This window comes from Geomonas sp., assembly GCF_056994735.1.
Genome location: NZ_JBXKJL010000465.1, coordinates 1 through 14,957, shown reverse-complemented (window position 1 = coordinate 14,957; position 14,957 = coordinate 1). Strand labels below are relative to the sequence as shown.

At 59.5% G+C, this 14,957-nt stretch carries 14 protein-coding genes; 5 read left to right on the top strand and 9 right to left on the bottom strand.

Annotation, left to right across the window (positions count from 1 at the left end):
- Positions 1-33: 33 nt before the first annotated feature.
- The gene (locus AC11W3_RS20010; RefSeq protein ID WP_484091967.1) at positions 34-1,257 is read right to left on the bottom strand and encodes a COG1470 family protein; all 1,224 of its coding nucleotides are present in this window, start codon (positions 1,255-1,257) and stop codon (positions 34-36) included.
- 114 nt (positions 1,258-1,371) lie between these two features.
- On the opposite strand from AC11W3_RS20010, the gene AC11W3_RS20005 reads away from it, so the two are divergent.
- Together AC11W3_RS20005 and AC11W3_RS20000 are read left to right on the top strand one after the other, a co-directional pair.
- Entirely contained in the window at positions 1,372-1,650 is a 279-nt protein-coding gene (locus AC11W3_RS20005) for a DUF4911 domain-containing protein (RefSeq protein ID WP_484091966.1), read from the top strand.
- A complete protein-coding gene (locus AC11W3_RS20000) occupies positions 1,635-3,017 on the top strand; it encodes a TldD/PmbA family protein (protein ID WP_484091965.1) in 1,383 nt (460 codons plus the stop codon). Before AC11W3_RS20005 ends, AC11W3_RS20000 begins: the two co-directional genes overlap by 16 nt.
- Positions 3,018-3,318: 301 nt before the next feature.
- Here AC11W3_RS20000 and AC11W3_RS19995 read toward each other — a convergent pair whose 3' ends face one another.
- Positions 3,319-4,749: a C13 family peptidase gene (locus tag AC11W3_RS19995; RefSeq protein ID WP_484093623.1), complete on the bottom strand. Its 1,431-nt coding sequence runs from the start codon at positions 4,747-4,749 to the stop codon at positions 3,319-3,321.
- A gap of 276 nt (positions 4,750-5,025) precedes the next feature.
- On the opposite strand from AC11W3_RS19995, the gene AC11W3_RS19990 reads away from it, so the two are divergent.
- On the top strand, positions 5,026-6,369 hold the full coding sequence (locus AC11W3_RS19990; protein WP_484091963.1) for a class II 3-deoxy-7-phosphoheptulonate synthase: 1,344 nt from the start codon (positions 5,026-5,028) through the stop codon (positions 6,367-6,369).
- A gap of 148 nt (positions 6,370-6,517) precedes the next feature.
- Here the strand turns inward: AC11W3_RS19990 and AC11W3_RS19985 are convergent, their stop codons facing one another.
- Positions 6,518-7,135 (bottom strand): hypothetical protein, encoded by a 618-nt coding sequence (locus AC11W3_RS19985; protein WP_484091962.1) that lies wholly within the window; start codon positions 7,133-7,135, stop codon positions 6,518-6,520.
- A 232-nt stretch (positions 7,136-7,367) separates the two neighbouring features.
- Here AC11W3_RS19985 and AC11W3_RS19980 point away from each other — a divergent pair, with 232 nt between their 5' ends.
- Positions 7,368-7,577 (top strand): hypothetical protein, encoded by a 210-nt coding sequence (locus tag AC11W3_RS19980; RefSeq protein ID WP_484091961.1) that lies wholly within the window; start codon positions 7,368-7,370, stop codon positions 7,575-7,577.
- A gap of 74 nt (positions 7,578-7,651) precedes the next feature.
- Here AC11W3_RS19980 and AC11W3_RS19975 read toward each other — a convergent pair whose 3' ends face one another.
- Genes AC11W3_RS19975 through AC11W3_RS19965 form a run of 3 tightly spaced genes read right to left on the bottom strand, consistent with a single transcriptional unit; the run spans position 7,652 to position 9,907 of the window.
- Entirely contained in the window at positions 7,652-8,077 is a 426-nt protein-coding gene (locus AC11W3_RS19975) for a helix-turn-helix domain-containing protein (protein WP_484091960.1), read from the bottom strand.
- Between the two features lie 12 nt (positions 8,078-8,089).
- Positions 8,090-8,383, bottom strand: coding sequence for a type II toxin-antitoxin system HigB family toxin (locus tag AC11W3_RS19970; protein ID WP_484091959.1), 294 nt, complete (start codon positions 8,381-8,383; stop codon positions 8,090-8,092).
- A gap of 39 nt (positions 8,384-8,422) precedes the next feature.
- Positions 8,423-9,907: a lipase maturation factor family protein gene (locus tag AC11W3_RS19965; protein WP_484091958.1), complete on the bottom strand. Its 1,485-nt coding sequence runs from the start codon at positions 9,905-9,907 to the stop codon at positions 8,423-8,425.
- Positions 9,908-10,239: 332 nt separating this feature from the next.
- On the opposite strand from AC11W3_RS19965, the gene AC11W3_RS19960 reads away from it, so the two are divergent.
- Positions 10,240-11,085 carry a protoglobin domain-containing protein gene (locus AC11W3_RS19960; protein ID WP_484091957.1) on the top strand — a complete coding sequence of 282 codons (846 nt, stop codon included), beginning with the start codon at positions 10,240-10,242 and terminating at the stop codon, positions 11,083-11,085.
- Positions 11,086-11,166: 81 nt separating this feature from the next.
- Here AC11W3_RS19960 and AC11W3_RS19955 read toward each other — a convergent pair whose 3' ends face one another.
- The 3 genes from AC11W3_RS19955 to AC11W3_RS19945 form a co-directional block, all read right to left on the bottom strand.
- On the bottom strand, positions 11,167-12,441 hold the full coding sequence (locus AC11W3_RS19955) for a M16 family metallopeptidase (RefSeq protein ID WP_484091956.1): 1,275 nt from the start codon (positions 12,439-12,441) through the stop codon (positions 11,167-11,169).
- An 88-nt stretch (positions 12,442-12,529) separates the two neighbouring features.
- On the bottom strand, positions 12,530-14,155 hold the full coding sequence (locus tag AC11W3_RS19950) for a B12-binding domain-containing radical SAM protein (protein WP_484093622.1): 1,626 nt from the start codon (positions 14,153-14,155) through the stop codon (positions 12,530-12,532).
- Between the two features lie 499 nt (positions 14,156-14,654).
- The coding region (locus AC11W3_RS19945; RefSeq protein WP_484093621.1) for a cytochrome P460 family protein at positions 14,655-14,957 on the bottom strand (303 nt) is incomplete at its 5' end.

Genomic DNA, 14,957 nt, shown 5'->3' with positions numbered 1-14,957 from the left:
CAGGGACCATAACAAGTCTTCCCCGATACCGGATCATTCCACCTGCACGCGGAAGTAAACGTAGAAGGTTTTCCCGGGAGAGACCGTCCCCCCCGTCGCATCGGTTGCTCCCTGGCCGAGACGTGCCAGGATGGTTCCGGCTGATTCCCGGACCGAGCCGCATTCGGCCGCCGGGCAATGGGCCCCGTCCCCGCCGGAGGTGGTGCCGATCCAGAGGCTCCCGGCGACGCAGGCGGAGTCGGCAGGAACCGGGGTATCGATGCTCACACCGGTGGCCGGCGCCGAACCGCTGTTGGTTACGCTCATGCGGTACTCCAGGATGTCCCCCGGAAAGGCGGTGGCAACCGGCTCGAACGGGCCGCCCTGGGTGAGGTTGCGGACATTTTCGGAGACCGAGATGGTGGCGGCCAAAGAGGTGGTGGTGACTGCGTCGGCCCCGCTCGTTCCGTTGCCCGTTACCGCGAGAACTGTCTCGGCGCGGTCGCCGTTGACGCTCTCTGCCGGGACGGTCACGGCGAGCTGGAAACGATAGGTGGCGCCGGGGGCGAGGGGGCCGGTCGTGGCGGTGGCCGCACCGTTGTCGGCGAGCAGGGCGCCCCGCCAGCCGTTGCCGGTGGCAGCCGAGAGGGCAAAGGTGTTGACAGCGCTGCCGACATTGGTGACCGTATAGGGATAGCTGATCACGCTTCCCGGCTGTCCGGCCCCGTCAGGAGGCGCCGAGACGGTGACCGCGGCGCTCGTGCCGCAGGCAACGGTGTCAGTTTTGACCTGATCGAACTGTGCGCTCCGGGAGGCGGAGGCTGCAGAGACAGTGACCCGGTAGCTTGCGCCGGGGGTGATGGCGGTGAGCGTAACCTGCACCAGGAACAGGGCCTCTTCCCCCGGGGCCAGGATCACTGTCGGATATCCCGGGCCGGAGAAGGCATCGGTCCGGTCGACTCCCCCCGCATCGAGATAGCGGATTGTGAAGCCGGGGCCGCTCGCGGTTCCCTTGAGGAGGAAGCTGTCGGCCTGGTCCCCCGCGTTTCTCAGCAGCACCCGGTAACGGGCCGGTATCCCCTCGAAGGCAGCCTGCGATTTCGTCTGGAGTGAGGCGCTCGCTTCAAAGACGCCACTGCCGACATAGGAGCCATCGCCCTCGGAGGCCAGTTTGACCATCAGGTCGGGCTGATAGGCGCCAGCGGCTGCTCCAGCACCAATGAAGATGGTTACGAGCACGACTAAGGAGAGCAGGGAGAGCTGGAGGCAACGGGGCACGACCGCACCAGAAATCTTATTAAACCCGACCAATGTCATATCTGAGAAAATATCAGATGCTGGTGGAGAGGCAAGAAGCCCAAAGAAAATTTGTCTTTTGCCAAGGCAGGTGGTATGAGAAGTGGCGAAGGGATCAAGGCTAACGGGGGAATGATGGAAACCGCGAACAGGTATTATCAGCTGGCCAGCCGGGACCTGGTCTACATGAAGTTCATCCTTGAGGCCTACGAGGGGATGTCCACCATGAGCACCGTGGACGGCAAGAAAGGAATCGTCAAGGTCAACTATCCCGTTGCCTTCGAAAAAGACGTTGCCGGCCTGATGGAGGCGCTCTCCTCGGAGATTTCCGTTATCGAGGTGACAGCAGGGGGTGAACCATGCTCGAGACCATAGACACCCAGGCGATACTTAGGCGCGCACTGGCCGCGGGCGGGGAATTCGCCGATATCTATTATGAGGATTCGGCCTTCACCGCGGTGAGTTGCGAGGACGGAAAAGTGGAGCGGGTGCTGGCCGCCTCCGATCGCGGCATCGGCATCAGGGTCATCTCCGACCTCAGCACGGCATATGCCTATACCAACGACCTGACCCCGGAATCGTTGCTGCAACTCGCCGACACGGTAAGCCGAGGGGTACGCGGCCGTGCCTTCGGCGGCGACATCAACCTCTGCCGGCGCCAGATCGGAGCAGGTTCCCCCATTGCGATTTTTCCGGATCAGATCCCGCTTCCAGAGAAGGTCGCGCTGGTGAACCGGGCAGACCGGGCGGCCCGCGGGTTCGACCAAAGGGTCAGGCAGGTGATGGCGGTTTACCGCGACTTCCAGATCAAGACCCAGTCAGTGAACTCGCTGGGGGAATTTCTGGAGGATAACGCCACCTCCACCGTCTTTCTGGTACAGGTCGTGGCCCAGGAGGGACCGGTGACCCAGACCGGCTACGAGCCTGTCGGCGCCGGCCGGGGATTCGAACTTTTCCAGGAGGTCACCCCGGAAGAGCTTGCCCTGAAGGCAGCGGCGCGCGGAGTTATGATGCTGGGAGCGAGGAAATCGCCATCCGGGCAGTTTCCGGTGGTCCTCTCCAGCGAGGCCGGCGGGACCATGGTGCACGAGGCGATCGGGCACGGACTGGAGGCTGACCTGGTACAGGCGGGGACTTCGGTGTACAAGGGGAGGGTCGGGGAGAAGGTGGCCTCGGAGCTCATCACCGTTGTCGATGACGCCACCATCCCCTACGCCCGGGGCTCGTTCAGCTTCGACAGCGAAGGGACACCGGCGCAGAAGACGGTGCTGGTGGAAAACGGCATCCTCAAAGGGTACATGTACGACAGGCTCTCGGCCATGAAGGACGGCTGCGCCTCCACCGGGAACGGCAGGAGGGAGTCCTACCGTGCCCGCCCCATCGTGCGCATGACCAACACCCTGATCGCGCCCGGGACCAGCGACCCGGCGGAGATCGTCAAGAGCGTCACCAACGGGCTCTTCGTGAGGCGCATGGGTGGCGGCCAGGTCAACACCGTGACCGGCGACTTCGTCTTCGAGGTTTCAGAGGGCTATCTGATAGAGAACGGGGAAGTAGCGGAGCCGGTACGCGGGGCGACGCTGGCGGGGAACGGTCCGGAGGTGCTGAAGAAGATCACCATGGTCGGGTCCGATCTCGGTTTCGGCATCGGCACCTGCGGCAAGGATGGACAAGGGGTCCCGGTCGCCGATGCGCAGCCGACGCTGCTGATCGCCGGCATCACCGTCGGCGGGGCGAAGTAAACATCTTAGTGCGTTTTACAGGGATGGACAGGATATACAGGATAAAGGCTTGAGACTTAGGCTGAGGGCTGAGGGCTGAGGGCTGAGGGCTAAGGGTAAGGGTAAGGGTAAAGGTAAAGGAAAGCGGGTAAAGGAATAGGCTTGTAGCGAACCCGAAACAAGCTGTTCCTTCGCCGTCACCTTCTGATGCGCCACCGTCAATTTCTCGGGTCAGTCTCTGACTTAATAGTAGCTTTAGGGGGTTAAGCCTTTATCCTGTCCATCCTGTATATCCCTGTTAAGCGCCGTTAGCCTTTCGCCCTTAGCCCTTAGCCTTTAGCCTTTTCTCCACTTCCTTAAGCTTCGGCAGGATCTCTTTTCCCACCCAGATCTGGGGATTGGACGGGGTCTCCCCCTCCTCTTCCTCCCACTTCGCAATGATCTCCCGCGCCCGTTCGAAGGCCTCTATGAACGAATCCGTCTGCCGCAGGGCCTGGTTCACGAAGGCCTCGCCGAACCAGGTGAAGTTCTCCCCGTAACCGCAGCCGAACGACTCATGCTCCGCATCGGCGGCAGTGATGACGAGGGTACCATCGTCCTTCAAGGCGTCAATGAATCCACCGGAGTAACAGGCGGAAACGACGATGACCTTCCATTTGATCCCCGACTCCTTCAGGATGCGCCTCAGCCGGTCGGGCGTGAGCGCCTTCAACTCCAGCGGGTTGTTGTTCACCGCCAATTCGTGCTCTTTCGATCCGTGTGAGGTGAGGTACAGGAAAAGGACGTCCTCGTCCCGGTTCATCAACTGCCCCACCCGGGCAACGGTCCTCTCGAGGTTTCCTGCAGTGGCAAAGGGGAGTGTGGTCGCCGTCCGGGGATTGTTGGCCATGACCACCGACCGGCCTGCGGTGCCGAAGCGTTGGGCAAAAAGCCGGTCCGTCGCCTTCAGCTCCTTCAGGAAGACATCCTGGGTGGCATCCCCGGCGAACCCCACGAAGTAGAGATCACTGCCCCCCCTGGTGCCGCGGAAAAGGTGCGCCAACTCCCCGTCCAACAACCGCGACTGCGCCGCCAGCACCTCCTCGGTGAGATGGAGTTCTCCGCTCTCGCCCCTGTCACCGTTGCTCGCCCACAAATCGGCCCGAGGGAAATACCACAGCGGCGCCAGCACCAGCACCAGGAAAAGTAGCAGCACGGCCGCTCTGCGACCGGAGGAAGAGACTTTCATGCGCAGCAGGAAGACGACAGCGGTCGCGGACCACCACCAGAAAAAACGGTAGTAATGGGGAGCATCGAGATATCCCTCCAGCCAGCTGAACTGCGGCAACTGGGAGGTCCATTCCACCGCCGCATGGCAAAGCTCGAGGGGAATGCTGAGGGCCACGAAGGCCACAGGCATGACGGTCACCAGGGCTTGCCGCGACACCACTTTGCCGGCCAGGTAGCCGAAGAAGAGGAGCAGGGGGATATGAAAGAAGAAGGACGGTATGGCTGAATAGGCGAAAGCCCCGCGCTCTCCCACCAGGAGGAAGGAGACCAGCAGGTTCAGCAGGACATCGGTAGCAGCAAGCGTTGCCAGTGCACCGGGACTGGCGCAGAAGTATTGATGAGGCACACGGAGGGACAAGGAAAGCCGCACTCCACCTGCCAGGTTGCGCAACAAGTTCCTCAGCCACCCGCGGCAGTGAATCTCGCCTCCCGCGGCCTCAGGTTCGGTTGCGGTCGTGGCGTCCTCGCGTTGAGCGTCAGGCATGGTATCAGATACTGCTGTTTCGCGCAGGCCAGCGTCGTGGCCCGTATCGGGAGAAAGGCCGGAGCCGGCGGGATGGGGGGCATTGTGCTCTTCGTTATCCATGTGGGGATGATACCACGACCTCGGGGAATTTGGAGAGGGATTTCATGAGCACCGCTCGCCGCTCCTGATAATTTTAGTTTTCCAATTGTGACCAATCCTGCTACCATGGCCTGACGTCTGGACAGGGCTCGGATGCGTTCCAGACGCGGCATTTTAAGCTCGAGAGGTAAGATGATGCCCGGAAAATGGACCAAGAACAGCTGGCGCTCCTTCCCCGTCATGCAGCAGCCGGTATGGGCGGATGAATCGGCGCTGGATGATTCGCTAAAGACACTGTCGCAGTTGCCCCCCCTGGTTTTTGCCGGAGAAGCACAGGCCCTCAAGGCGGCGTTGGCTGAGGCGGCCGAGGGGAAGGCTTTCGTGCTGCAGTGCGGCGACTGCGCCGAGGACTTCTCGCGCTGCACCGGCCCGGACATCAGGGAACTCCTCAAAGTCATCCTGCAGATGTCGGTGGTGCTGGCCTACGCCGGCGAGAAGCGGGTCATCAAGATCGGCAGGATTGCCGGGCAGTACGCGAAGCCGCGCTCCTCCGACACGGAAATCGTGAACGGCCTGGAGATTCCCAGCTACCGGGGGGACATGGTCAACAGTCCCGAGCCGACCGGCGAGGCCCGTAAACCCGACCCGCGCCGGATGCTGGAAGGCTACTACCGCGCCGCCGCCACCTTGAACCTGGTCCGATCCTTCACACTCGGGGGCTATGCCGCCCTCGACCGGGTCCAAGCCTGGCACCGAGCCTCCCTCGACGCCCTTCCGGCTGGACAGAAGTACGAGGAGCTGGTGCGCCAGATCTGGAAGACCATCAACTTCATGAAGGTAGTGGGGCTCGACCCGCAGCACACGCCGCAACTCAACCAGACCACCCTCTATACCTCCCACGAGGCGCTGCTGCTAGATTACGAGGAGGCGCTGACCAGGATGGACTCGACGAGCGGCGGGTGGTACGACTGCAGCGCCCACATGCTCTGGATCGGCGACCGCACCAGGCAGGTGGATGGCGCCCACGTGGAATTCCTGCGGGGGGTTAGAAATCCCCTGGGGATGAAGGTGGGACCGAACCACGACCATGATGACCTCAAGCGCATCATCGAGAAGCTGAACCCGGACAACGAACCCGGGCGCCTCACCCTGATCACCCGCTTCGGGGCTGACCGTATCGCGTCGTTCCTTCCGCAGCTCCTCAGGGAGATCAAGAAGGAAGGGCACAAGGTGGTCTGGAGCTGCGACCCGATGCACGGCAACACCTACCAGAACGAGTTCGGTCAAAAGTCGAGAAAGTTCGAGGAGATCCTGCGAGAGATCCGCTCCTTCTACGAGATACACGAGGCGGAGGGGACGGTCGCCGGGGGCGTGCACCTGGAACTGACGGGCGACCACGTCACCGAGTGCACCGGCGGAAGCCGGCAACTGCTCGACAAGCATCTGCACCTGAACTACCAGACCAACTGCGATCCCCGACTCAACGCCGAGCAGAGCGTGGAGCTTGCCTTCGAGCTGGCGCACATGCTCAACCCGTGAAAGCTGTCCCTACCTCAACTCGCTGATTCTGTAGGGGCGGATGATTATCCGCCCCTACCAAAATGAATTGTCAGCATTGTAGTAAAGCGCCGAGATAGTTGGCGAAACGCTGGCAGCTTGGTGAAGCGAGGGATCAAGAGCGAGGCTGCTACTTCGTTCGATGATCGTCCTGGAAGAGCTGCGGAAAGAGCTTCCGGGTGCATTCGGGGCACAAAGCGTGGGTGAACTCGGCTTCGGAGTGGTCGGCGATGTACTTCTCCAGCAGGGTCCACGATCCTTCGATACTCCTTATCTTCTTGCACGAAGAGCAGATCGGCAAAAAACCCCTCAGTATCCTTACCTCTTCGAAAGCCTTCTCCTGCTCCCTGAAGGCCCTCTCCCGCTTTTCTTCGGTCGTCTGTCTCTGTAACCCCAGGTAACATGCCGCCCAGATGGAAAAAAGAGCCAGTGCGCGGTTCGCTGCCGCCTTCCACATCTCGTCTATCGGCTCTTTGTTAAAGAGGGGAAGAATGGTCAGCAACGAAGCAATGACAGTCACAACAACAATAAAAGCCTTGTTCTTGGACCTGAGGGAGAGGAGCACCACGGCATTGTAGAGAATAACCACCGCCACACCAAGTGGCACATTGAGATCAAGAGCGAGAACGGTTGCCAGGGTGACGCCACAGATCAGGTAAAGGGCGGCGGATGGCGCTTTTGTGAGAGCATCTGTTCCAGACGGCTTTAACATCTTCAGGAATCTGCGATCCAACCTGAACCGGAGCATGGTGTCGCCACCGATAATGAGAGCCTAGATTTTCTCTTTCATTGTACACCTTATCGATCCACCACCAAAGTCAACTGCAGCGCTACTTCTTCCGCCAGGGCAGGTGGTGGAGCGCCACGGGAAGGGACTGTCAGATGGAGCAGGCCGAGGATCTCGTTTAACGGATCAGCCAGAAGCATTTGGGGGCGGCATGGTATAATCGAGTGGACATCAAAAGAGGGAGGACACGCTAATGGATGAAGACAGGAATAATCCAATAACCGAACCGGCCGACAGATCGTGTGACATCAAGGCATGGTGTTCCTCTTGCCAGCGGAGCGACTACCACAGTGAGGGGGACAAGTACCTGTGCGCCACCTGCGGGAAGATCATGAAGCTCGATCACGAGATGCATCATGAGCATTTTCCCCACGTATCCGGAGACACGAGCATCCTGCACTAGGACCGACAAGTTACAGGCAGGAAAAAAAAGGGCCCGCGAAGCCGCTCACACAGCGGTCGCGGGCCTTTCCTTTTTCATGGGATGGGCGAAACGGTCTGTTTCAGCTTGTTAGCCGAGGAAACTCCGGGAGTCCTTGACGGTGGGAGATACGGCTGAATCAGAACTTCAGCGGAGATTCCGAGGCCCAGATGGAGGTTGCGGATCATATCCATGGTGAGAGGACGCTTCCGGTTCAGCACCTCGGAAACACGTGCACGAGTACCGATATACGGCTCCAAATCCCTGCGGGACAGGCCCCTGCTTTCCATGCAATATGATATGGCCTCGATCGGGTCCGGTAGCGGCAGTGGGTAGTTCTTTTCTTCGTAAGCTTCGACAAGAGTAGTCAGTACCTCCAGCTTGTCTGCTTCGGGTGTCCCTGGAGCAGCGTCAAAAAGTGCTTCTATCTCTCCCAGGGCAGCCTCATAATCGTATTCATTCTTAATAGGCCTTATCTCCATACCACTCTCCGTTCAAACTCCAGCTGCATCAACTTTGTCGTAATCTTCGTGGGTGCCAACGAAGCGGATAAAAACCAGGGCATGTGAGTACTGGACAGCTACTATAATCCTGTAACTGTTACCCTTGATATTGAACACGACCCTGTTGTTGGCGACGAAGCTCGCGTTGCGATAGATGTTCTTTATCTCCGCAGGCGAATGCCATTGAGCCTGCCTGACATCCTCATACCATGCCTGCAAAGCCGGCCTTGCATCCGGATGCTGCTCCCAAAACTCTCTCAGGGTCTTTCGGGAGATGACTCGCATTTACAATCCTACTCCGCTCCCAATCTGGGATCAATATTATTATTTGCTCGATAAAGGAGGGGTTGACTCCTCGAACCCCAGTTCCTGCATGAGCCTCCGGAAGGTCGGGTCGGCGAGGGAGACGGCAGGGAAGTACTCGCCGGCCAATTCACGGTGCCACCACATACGGGTAGTTCGACGCTCGTCGGGGGTGGTGTAACGATAGCGGTAATGAAGGGCGCGCACGAGGCGAGGCGGTGAGCCAGGAAAGGGATTTCCCTTCAGGAGCCCGAGGGTGGCCGGATCGCCATCCAGCAAGCGCTTCAGCAGGTGCATGAACCACGGGTCGTAGTAAAAGGAAGGCATTGCCGCGAACCACATCAGCCAGTCGAGCCGCAGATGGTAGGGCGCGATCTGCGGCGGCAACCTCGCAGGATCTCCCGGCTTCCCTTTGAACTCGTATTCCTTCCATTTCGTCGCCGGGGTGGCTACGGCGTCGCCCGTCCCCTCGATGACAATCTCGTAGCGCTCTTTGGTGATGCTGCCGAAGGCGCCATAGGTGTTGACCAGGTGCAGCGGGATGTAGCTCGTATTCATCACCTGGTGCTTGGAAAGGAGGTTGCGAACCGGCTTGATGCTGAGAAATACCACCAGCGCCGCCAGGGCCCACGTCGCATAGAGATGCAACTGCTGGGACTGAACAAACTGGGGCGGGGTGATCGGAAGAGCCTTGGCGAGCTGGGCATCGCTGAAGGTGCTCAAGGCGAGGACCATGGTCAACAAACTGAGCCAGGAGAAATTGCCGCTGACCATGATATTCGCGTGGAAAAGGATGGTCACTATCCCGGCAAACGCGGCCAAAGGCTGAGGGGCGAAATAGAGGAAAGGGACCGGCAACTCTGCGACATGATTGAAGGCGACCCCGGCCTTGTGGACCCATTCCGGGAGCCAGTGGAAGTACCAGCTAAGCGGGCCGGGCATCGGCTGGGTCTCGAAGTGGTAGTTGAGGCAGGTCAGGTCCCGCCAGCACGGGTCGCCGCGCAGCTTGATCAGCCCGGCCCCGAACATGACCCGGAACAGCATCCAGCGGAAGAGCCAGATGACGATCGCCTGCGGCCGGGTGCCAGCCGCCCCCAGGAAGATTGCCAGGAAGCCGCTTTCGAGCACCATCGACTCCCATCCGAAGCCATAGAAGGTCTGCCCTATGTTGACGAAGGAAAGGTAGATCACCCACATTACGGCCCACACCGCAACGGATAGCCAGGTGCCATAGCGCTCCGAGAAGCCGGTCAGAGCAACGATAGCGAGGAGGACCCCGATCCACCCGAAAAGAGCGAAGGCTTCGTCTTTGGGGAACAAATAGAATAGGCTGGGAGCGTCACGGAAGGGGGTGTCGCGCATGAACAACGGCGCCGGCAGAAGACCCCGTTCACCGCAGAGGGGCCGGAACTGGTTCACCGCCACCAGGAAGGCGATCAGGTAGATGAGGGCCAGTCCCCGCTGCAGGACCAGTCGCGTCAACCAGTACTCGGGCGCGCTTTCCATATGCCTCTCCTCACTTGCGGTCGGATTTCCGATGATTGTATCCCAGTGAACCGGCCGGGCAAGGAGGGGAACTTCCTGTAGGAGCGCCCTTCCGTGCGCGAACATACAGATTCAGTCCCAGACGGGAAAGGAATTGTCTTGAGGCGCGGCAGCGCGCTGCAGTAAAATAGGTGCTGGCAGTGAAAGATCTTCGTGTGGGGATACTCTATTCTGAAACAGCCTGGAGGGCCTGAACCTATAAAATAAACTCATCCTTCATATACAAGATAGAGAGACGTCAGCCAAAGGCTTTCACTGGAACGGTCTAAGGAAGTCTGAATAGAAGTGCTGCTATGAAAAAAACAGAGCAGACATTGCTGGAGCAGATGCAGTTCACCGAGTTCGAAATAGCACGACGCAGGGAACTTCTCCGTTTCGGAAATGAAGAATCAGCTCTCCTCCAGGATTGCCGGCCGCTGATCGAGGAGGACATAGAGGCTATTATCGAGGAGTTCTACCAGATGCAAACCGGTGACGAGGAAATACTCCGTCTCATCGGTGATACCGAGACCCTCCGGCGACTGCACGCTACGCAGCGGCAGTACGTGCTCGACCTTTTCACCGGCACCACCGACATCGACTATGTCAACAATCGCCTGCGGATCGGATTGCTGCACAAGACGAAGGGAGTTGAGCCGAAACTCTATCTTTCAGCGGTCAGGGTCTTGAAGGACATACTGTACGAAGAGCTGGAGCGACGGATCACGGACCTGGTTGTACTGGATAGAACCCGCCACGCACTGGACAAGTTGCTGTACTTCGACGTCACCTTGATCTTCGACACCTACACCCGCAGCTTGGTGAGCGAGGTTGAAACGGCAAGGCACCGGCTCGAAGTGTACGCAGCGAGCCTGGAAGTGCAGGTCGCGGAGCGGACCCGGCAGCTGGAGGAAAAGGTCCACGAGCTGGAGGCCGCCCTGGCGGTGGTGAAGAAGCTGGAAGGGGTGATTCCCATCTGCGGAATCTGCAAGAAGATCAGAGACGATAAGCAAAGCTGGCAGCAACTCGAGCAGTACATATCGGAGCACTCACAGGTCCTCTTCAGTCACGGCCTGTGCCCGGAGTGCTATGAGAAGGAGATGTCGGAAATCAGGGCGCTCAGGGAAGGCAGGGGGAATAAAAACGGAAACGGGACGTAATCCTTCTGTCCCCATACGACATGCGAAGGGCCCGGCGGATCTCTCCGCCGGGCCCTTTCCTTTTCCGAAGCCAACCACTTCCTACCTCGGCAGCCCTGGCCCCTGGCCCGGGCCAACCGACTCCACCCTCGGCACGATGTCCGAGAGGAGGATCTGCGCCATCTTCCGGACATCATCAGCCGTGACCGCCGCGACGGCCGCCAGCGAATCCGCGATCGGCTCGGGTGCACCCAGAAGAGAGGTGGTATTCGATATCCGCCGCACCTGGGTCTCAACATCGTCGAGTGCCATCAGGCGATTGCAGCGGATCTGCTCCTTGGCGGCTTCCAGCACGTCGTCAGCGACAATCTCGTTGCAGAAACGCAGAACTTCGCCATGACAGACGTCGACAGCTTCCTGGGCCCGCTCGGCACTGGTGCCGCAATGAATCATCAGCCCCGCAGAATCGGTATAGGAAGACATCATCGAATACACGGTATAGGCAAGGCTGCGCCGCTCCCTGACCTCCCTGAAAAGTCGCGAGTTCATGCCGCTCCCAAGGATCTGGTTGAAGACGGCAAGCTGGTGACGGTGCTCATTTCCGGCTGGCGGCAGCGGGTATCCCATGTAGAAAAGAGTCTGCTCCATCGGGCGCTCATAGTGAGCACTCTCGGCAACGGACGGCTTCCACTCGGGCTCCGCTTTCTTCACGTTCACGACCCCCACCGGCAGGTCTGCCAGAAGGCGCTCCGCCTGCTCCACCATCTGATCATGATCGACGTCGCCGGCAACCGAGATGATAGTGGCATTGGCCAGGTAGTTGGCGACCTTGTGCTGAAGCAGCCGGTCCCGCGGGATAGAGCTGATGCTTTCGGCACTCCCCAGAATGGGAGTACCGAGGGGATGCTTCCTCCAAAACCCCTGGTGGAACTGGTTATAGATGAAACGCCCGGGGGTATCGAGGTTCATCGAGATTTCCTGCAATACCACCCCGCGCTCCTTCTCTACTTCCTCGGAAGGGAAAGTGGCATTGAGGTACATATCGGCAAGGATCTCGAAGGTCGGCGGAATAACCGATGCCAGAGAGATGGCATAGTAGAGTACCTCTTCCTGGCTCGTATAGGCATTGGCCCTGGAGCCGATTCTGTTGAGATCATCCATGATCTGATCAGCGGTCCGGGTGGGAGTTCCCTTGAACAGGAGATGTTCTATGAAGTGTGAGGCACCGCTGCAATCGGGCTCTTCGTTTCTGGTGCTGCTGTCAATCCGGATGGCGATGGCGGCGCTCTGCATATACGGTGCGCTCTGAGTCACCACTCTGATCCCGTTCGATGTGGTGCTCAGCCTGACATCTGGTAGGTTTTCGACTTTTGGCATCACTGCTCCTGAATAAACATTGGAATTGCCGAAGAGGCACCGCATGATTATAGCAGAGAAAAACTTTCCTGCTCTTGCTGCAGGTTACCTAAATGCTCTCCGCTTGCAGAGTCACGGTCTTCTGAGAGTAAAAGGCGGCAGATTCCATTCCCTGCTGACATTCCCGCGAGAACTCTATGAGATGATGTGCCACCAGCCCGACGTGGATGATCCCTTCGATGTCTCCACGTTTGAACGCCGGCTTGGCCATCTTCCAGAATGTGGAGCGGTAATGGCCGAAGATCCCGATCCTGGTCACGAGGTTGGCGAGGATGCAGATGCCCTTTTTGATATTCATGTAGGAGAGGCGCGCCCGGCTGTTTGGCACCGCGATCCGGTTGGGGTAGGTGTGCTCCAACTGGTGGGCGAAACGCTCGTAGAGGTACTCGGGGTCATAGGCTGCAATGATCAGGCGCTGCCACTGGTCGACCATCTCCTGGTAGGGGAGGCGGAATTCGATGTTCGATTCCCTGCCTGCATCCTCCGGCAGCAGACGGCCTTCCTGCTCCAGCCTGCGCCAAAGGGGCGTCTTCGGAAGGGCGTAGAGGAGGTTGATGGTCAGCATCGGGATGCGTGAGACCTTGATGAAATCGAGGATCTGGTCGCCGATATCGGGAGGCTCGCCATCGAGCCCCATGATGATGCCCGAGACTACCTCGATCCCGTAACTGTTGAAGGTCTGTATCGCCTCAAGGATCGGGACCTTGAGATTGTGGTGCTTGGAGATGGAATGGAGTGCTTCCGGAGACGGACTTTCTATGCCGCAAAAGACGGTGCAGAAGTAAGCCTCCCGCATCATGGCCAGTATCTCGGGGTTCAGGGCCAGGTTCAAGGTCGCCTCGCAGGCGAATTCGCAGGGATAGCCGTTACGCTTTTGCCACTCGATGATGTGGGGCAGGAGTTCCGCTACCGCTTTCTGATCCGAGACGAAGTTGTCGTCGACGAAATAGACGGCACCGGGATTGCCCGACTTCAGCATGGCATCAAGCTCCCGCACCACCTGCTCGGGCGACTTGTGGCGCGGCTTCCGGCCGTAGAGCTCGGGGATGTCGCAGAAGTCGCACCGGTACGGGCAGCCACTGGAAAACTGGATATTGGCCAAAAGGTAGTCGTACAGGTTCACCTGGTGGTAGGCCGGTACCGGAAAGCTGTCGAAAGAGCGCCGCTCCCTGGTCTCCAGCCTCATCTGCCGCGCGGGGCGGACGCAGTGCTGGTCGAGGTAGGCGATGATCTCGTCGGTAGCGTCTCCCAGTTCACCAAGGTGGAGGAGGTCGAACTCGGGGTACTCATCGGGGACGGCGGATACCGAGGGTCCGCCGAGGACGGTGACTTTCCCCGCCTGGTGCGCCAGATGGTTGATGCGGTTGATCTGGGGGCGCTGTATGTGCATTCCGCTCACCAGTACCGCGTCGGCCCAGCGGTAATCCGCAGGGCGGGCATGCCTGATGTTCTCGTCGATGAAGCGGACCTCCCACTGCTTCGGAAGGTATCCCGCGATGAGGAGTATTCCCTGGGGGGGCATGAAGGCCTTGACTCCGGGGATGAAGGGATAGGAGAAATGCATGGTGCCGAAGGAGCGGCTGTACTCGGGGAAGACGCACAGGACGCGGCGGCGGTTGCGTGGGGTGTAGCCGGTGGCAGATGAAGTTAACGGCTCGGCAGGGCGCTCTATCACGTACACAACCTCCACAGGTGGCCATCAGGCCCCATTTCATTTCATGACAGACATGTAGGAGCGGCATCCGTGCCGCGAACCGCTTTTTACCCAGCTCCTCTTGATCCTCCAGGGGAGGCTCCGATCAAATCCCCCCTTTCCCCCCTTTGACAAGGGGGGGGCGCAACGCCAGCGACTTCCGCACAAGCACCTTACCCGGTGTCCCCCTTCCCGGAAGGACCGGTGCGATCCCCCCTCGCCCTCCGGGAGAGGGTCGGGGTGAGGGAAGCCTGTATCTCCGTGGCACTTGCCCTCACCCCAGCCCTCTCCCATGGGGAGAGGGAACAGTTTCGAAGGAAGATTGGGAAAGGGGCAACGCGGAAATTTAACCGGACACCGCGCCCCTGTCCCTTCGTTTGAGGAAGGAGGTGGGGACGTCGGGAAGGTGCCACAGCGGATGGTATCTCCGTTGTATAAATTTAAAAGGGGCCAAAGCGTGCTGCCTTGACCCCTTACTGCATTACTTGAAATCTGCGTACTTCGAGAGGACGTAACCCCTGTCCTTGGCATCCTTCTCGTGGCACCCGAAGCAATCCCTTGCGGGGTCGAGGCCTGACGGTTTCCCCTCGGGGGTGAAGCCCACGAATTGCCAGCCTCCCGTGGCCTGCTGCTTCTTGTCCTTCTTCATCATCACGATCATGGTCTTCTTGCCGGGGACCTGCTTCCCGCCCTGGTCCTTGATCGAGTAATTGACAGCTATGAACCGGCTCCCCTCGGGGTACGCTCCGCCGGACTTGTAAGCCTTCATCGCGGTCTTGTCGAC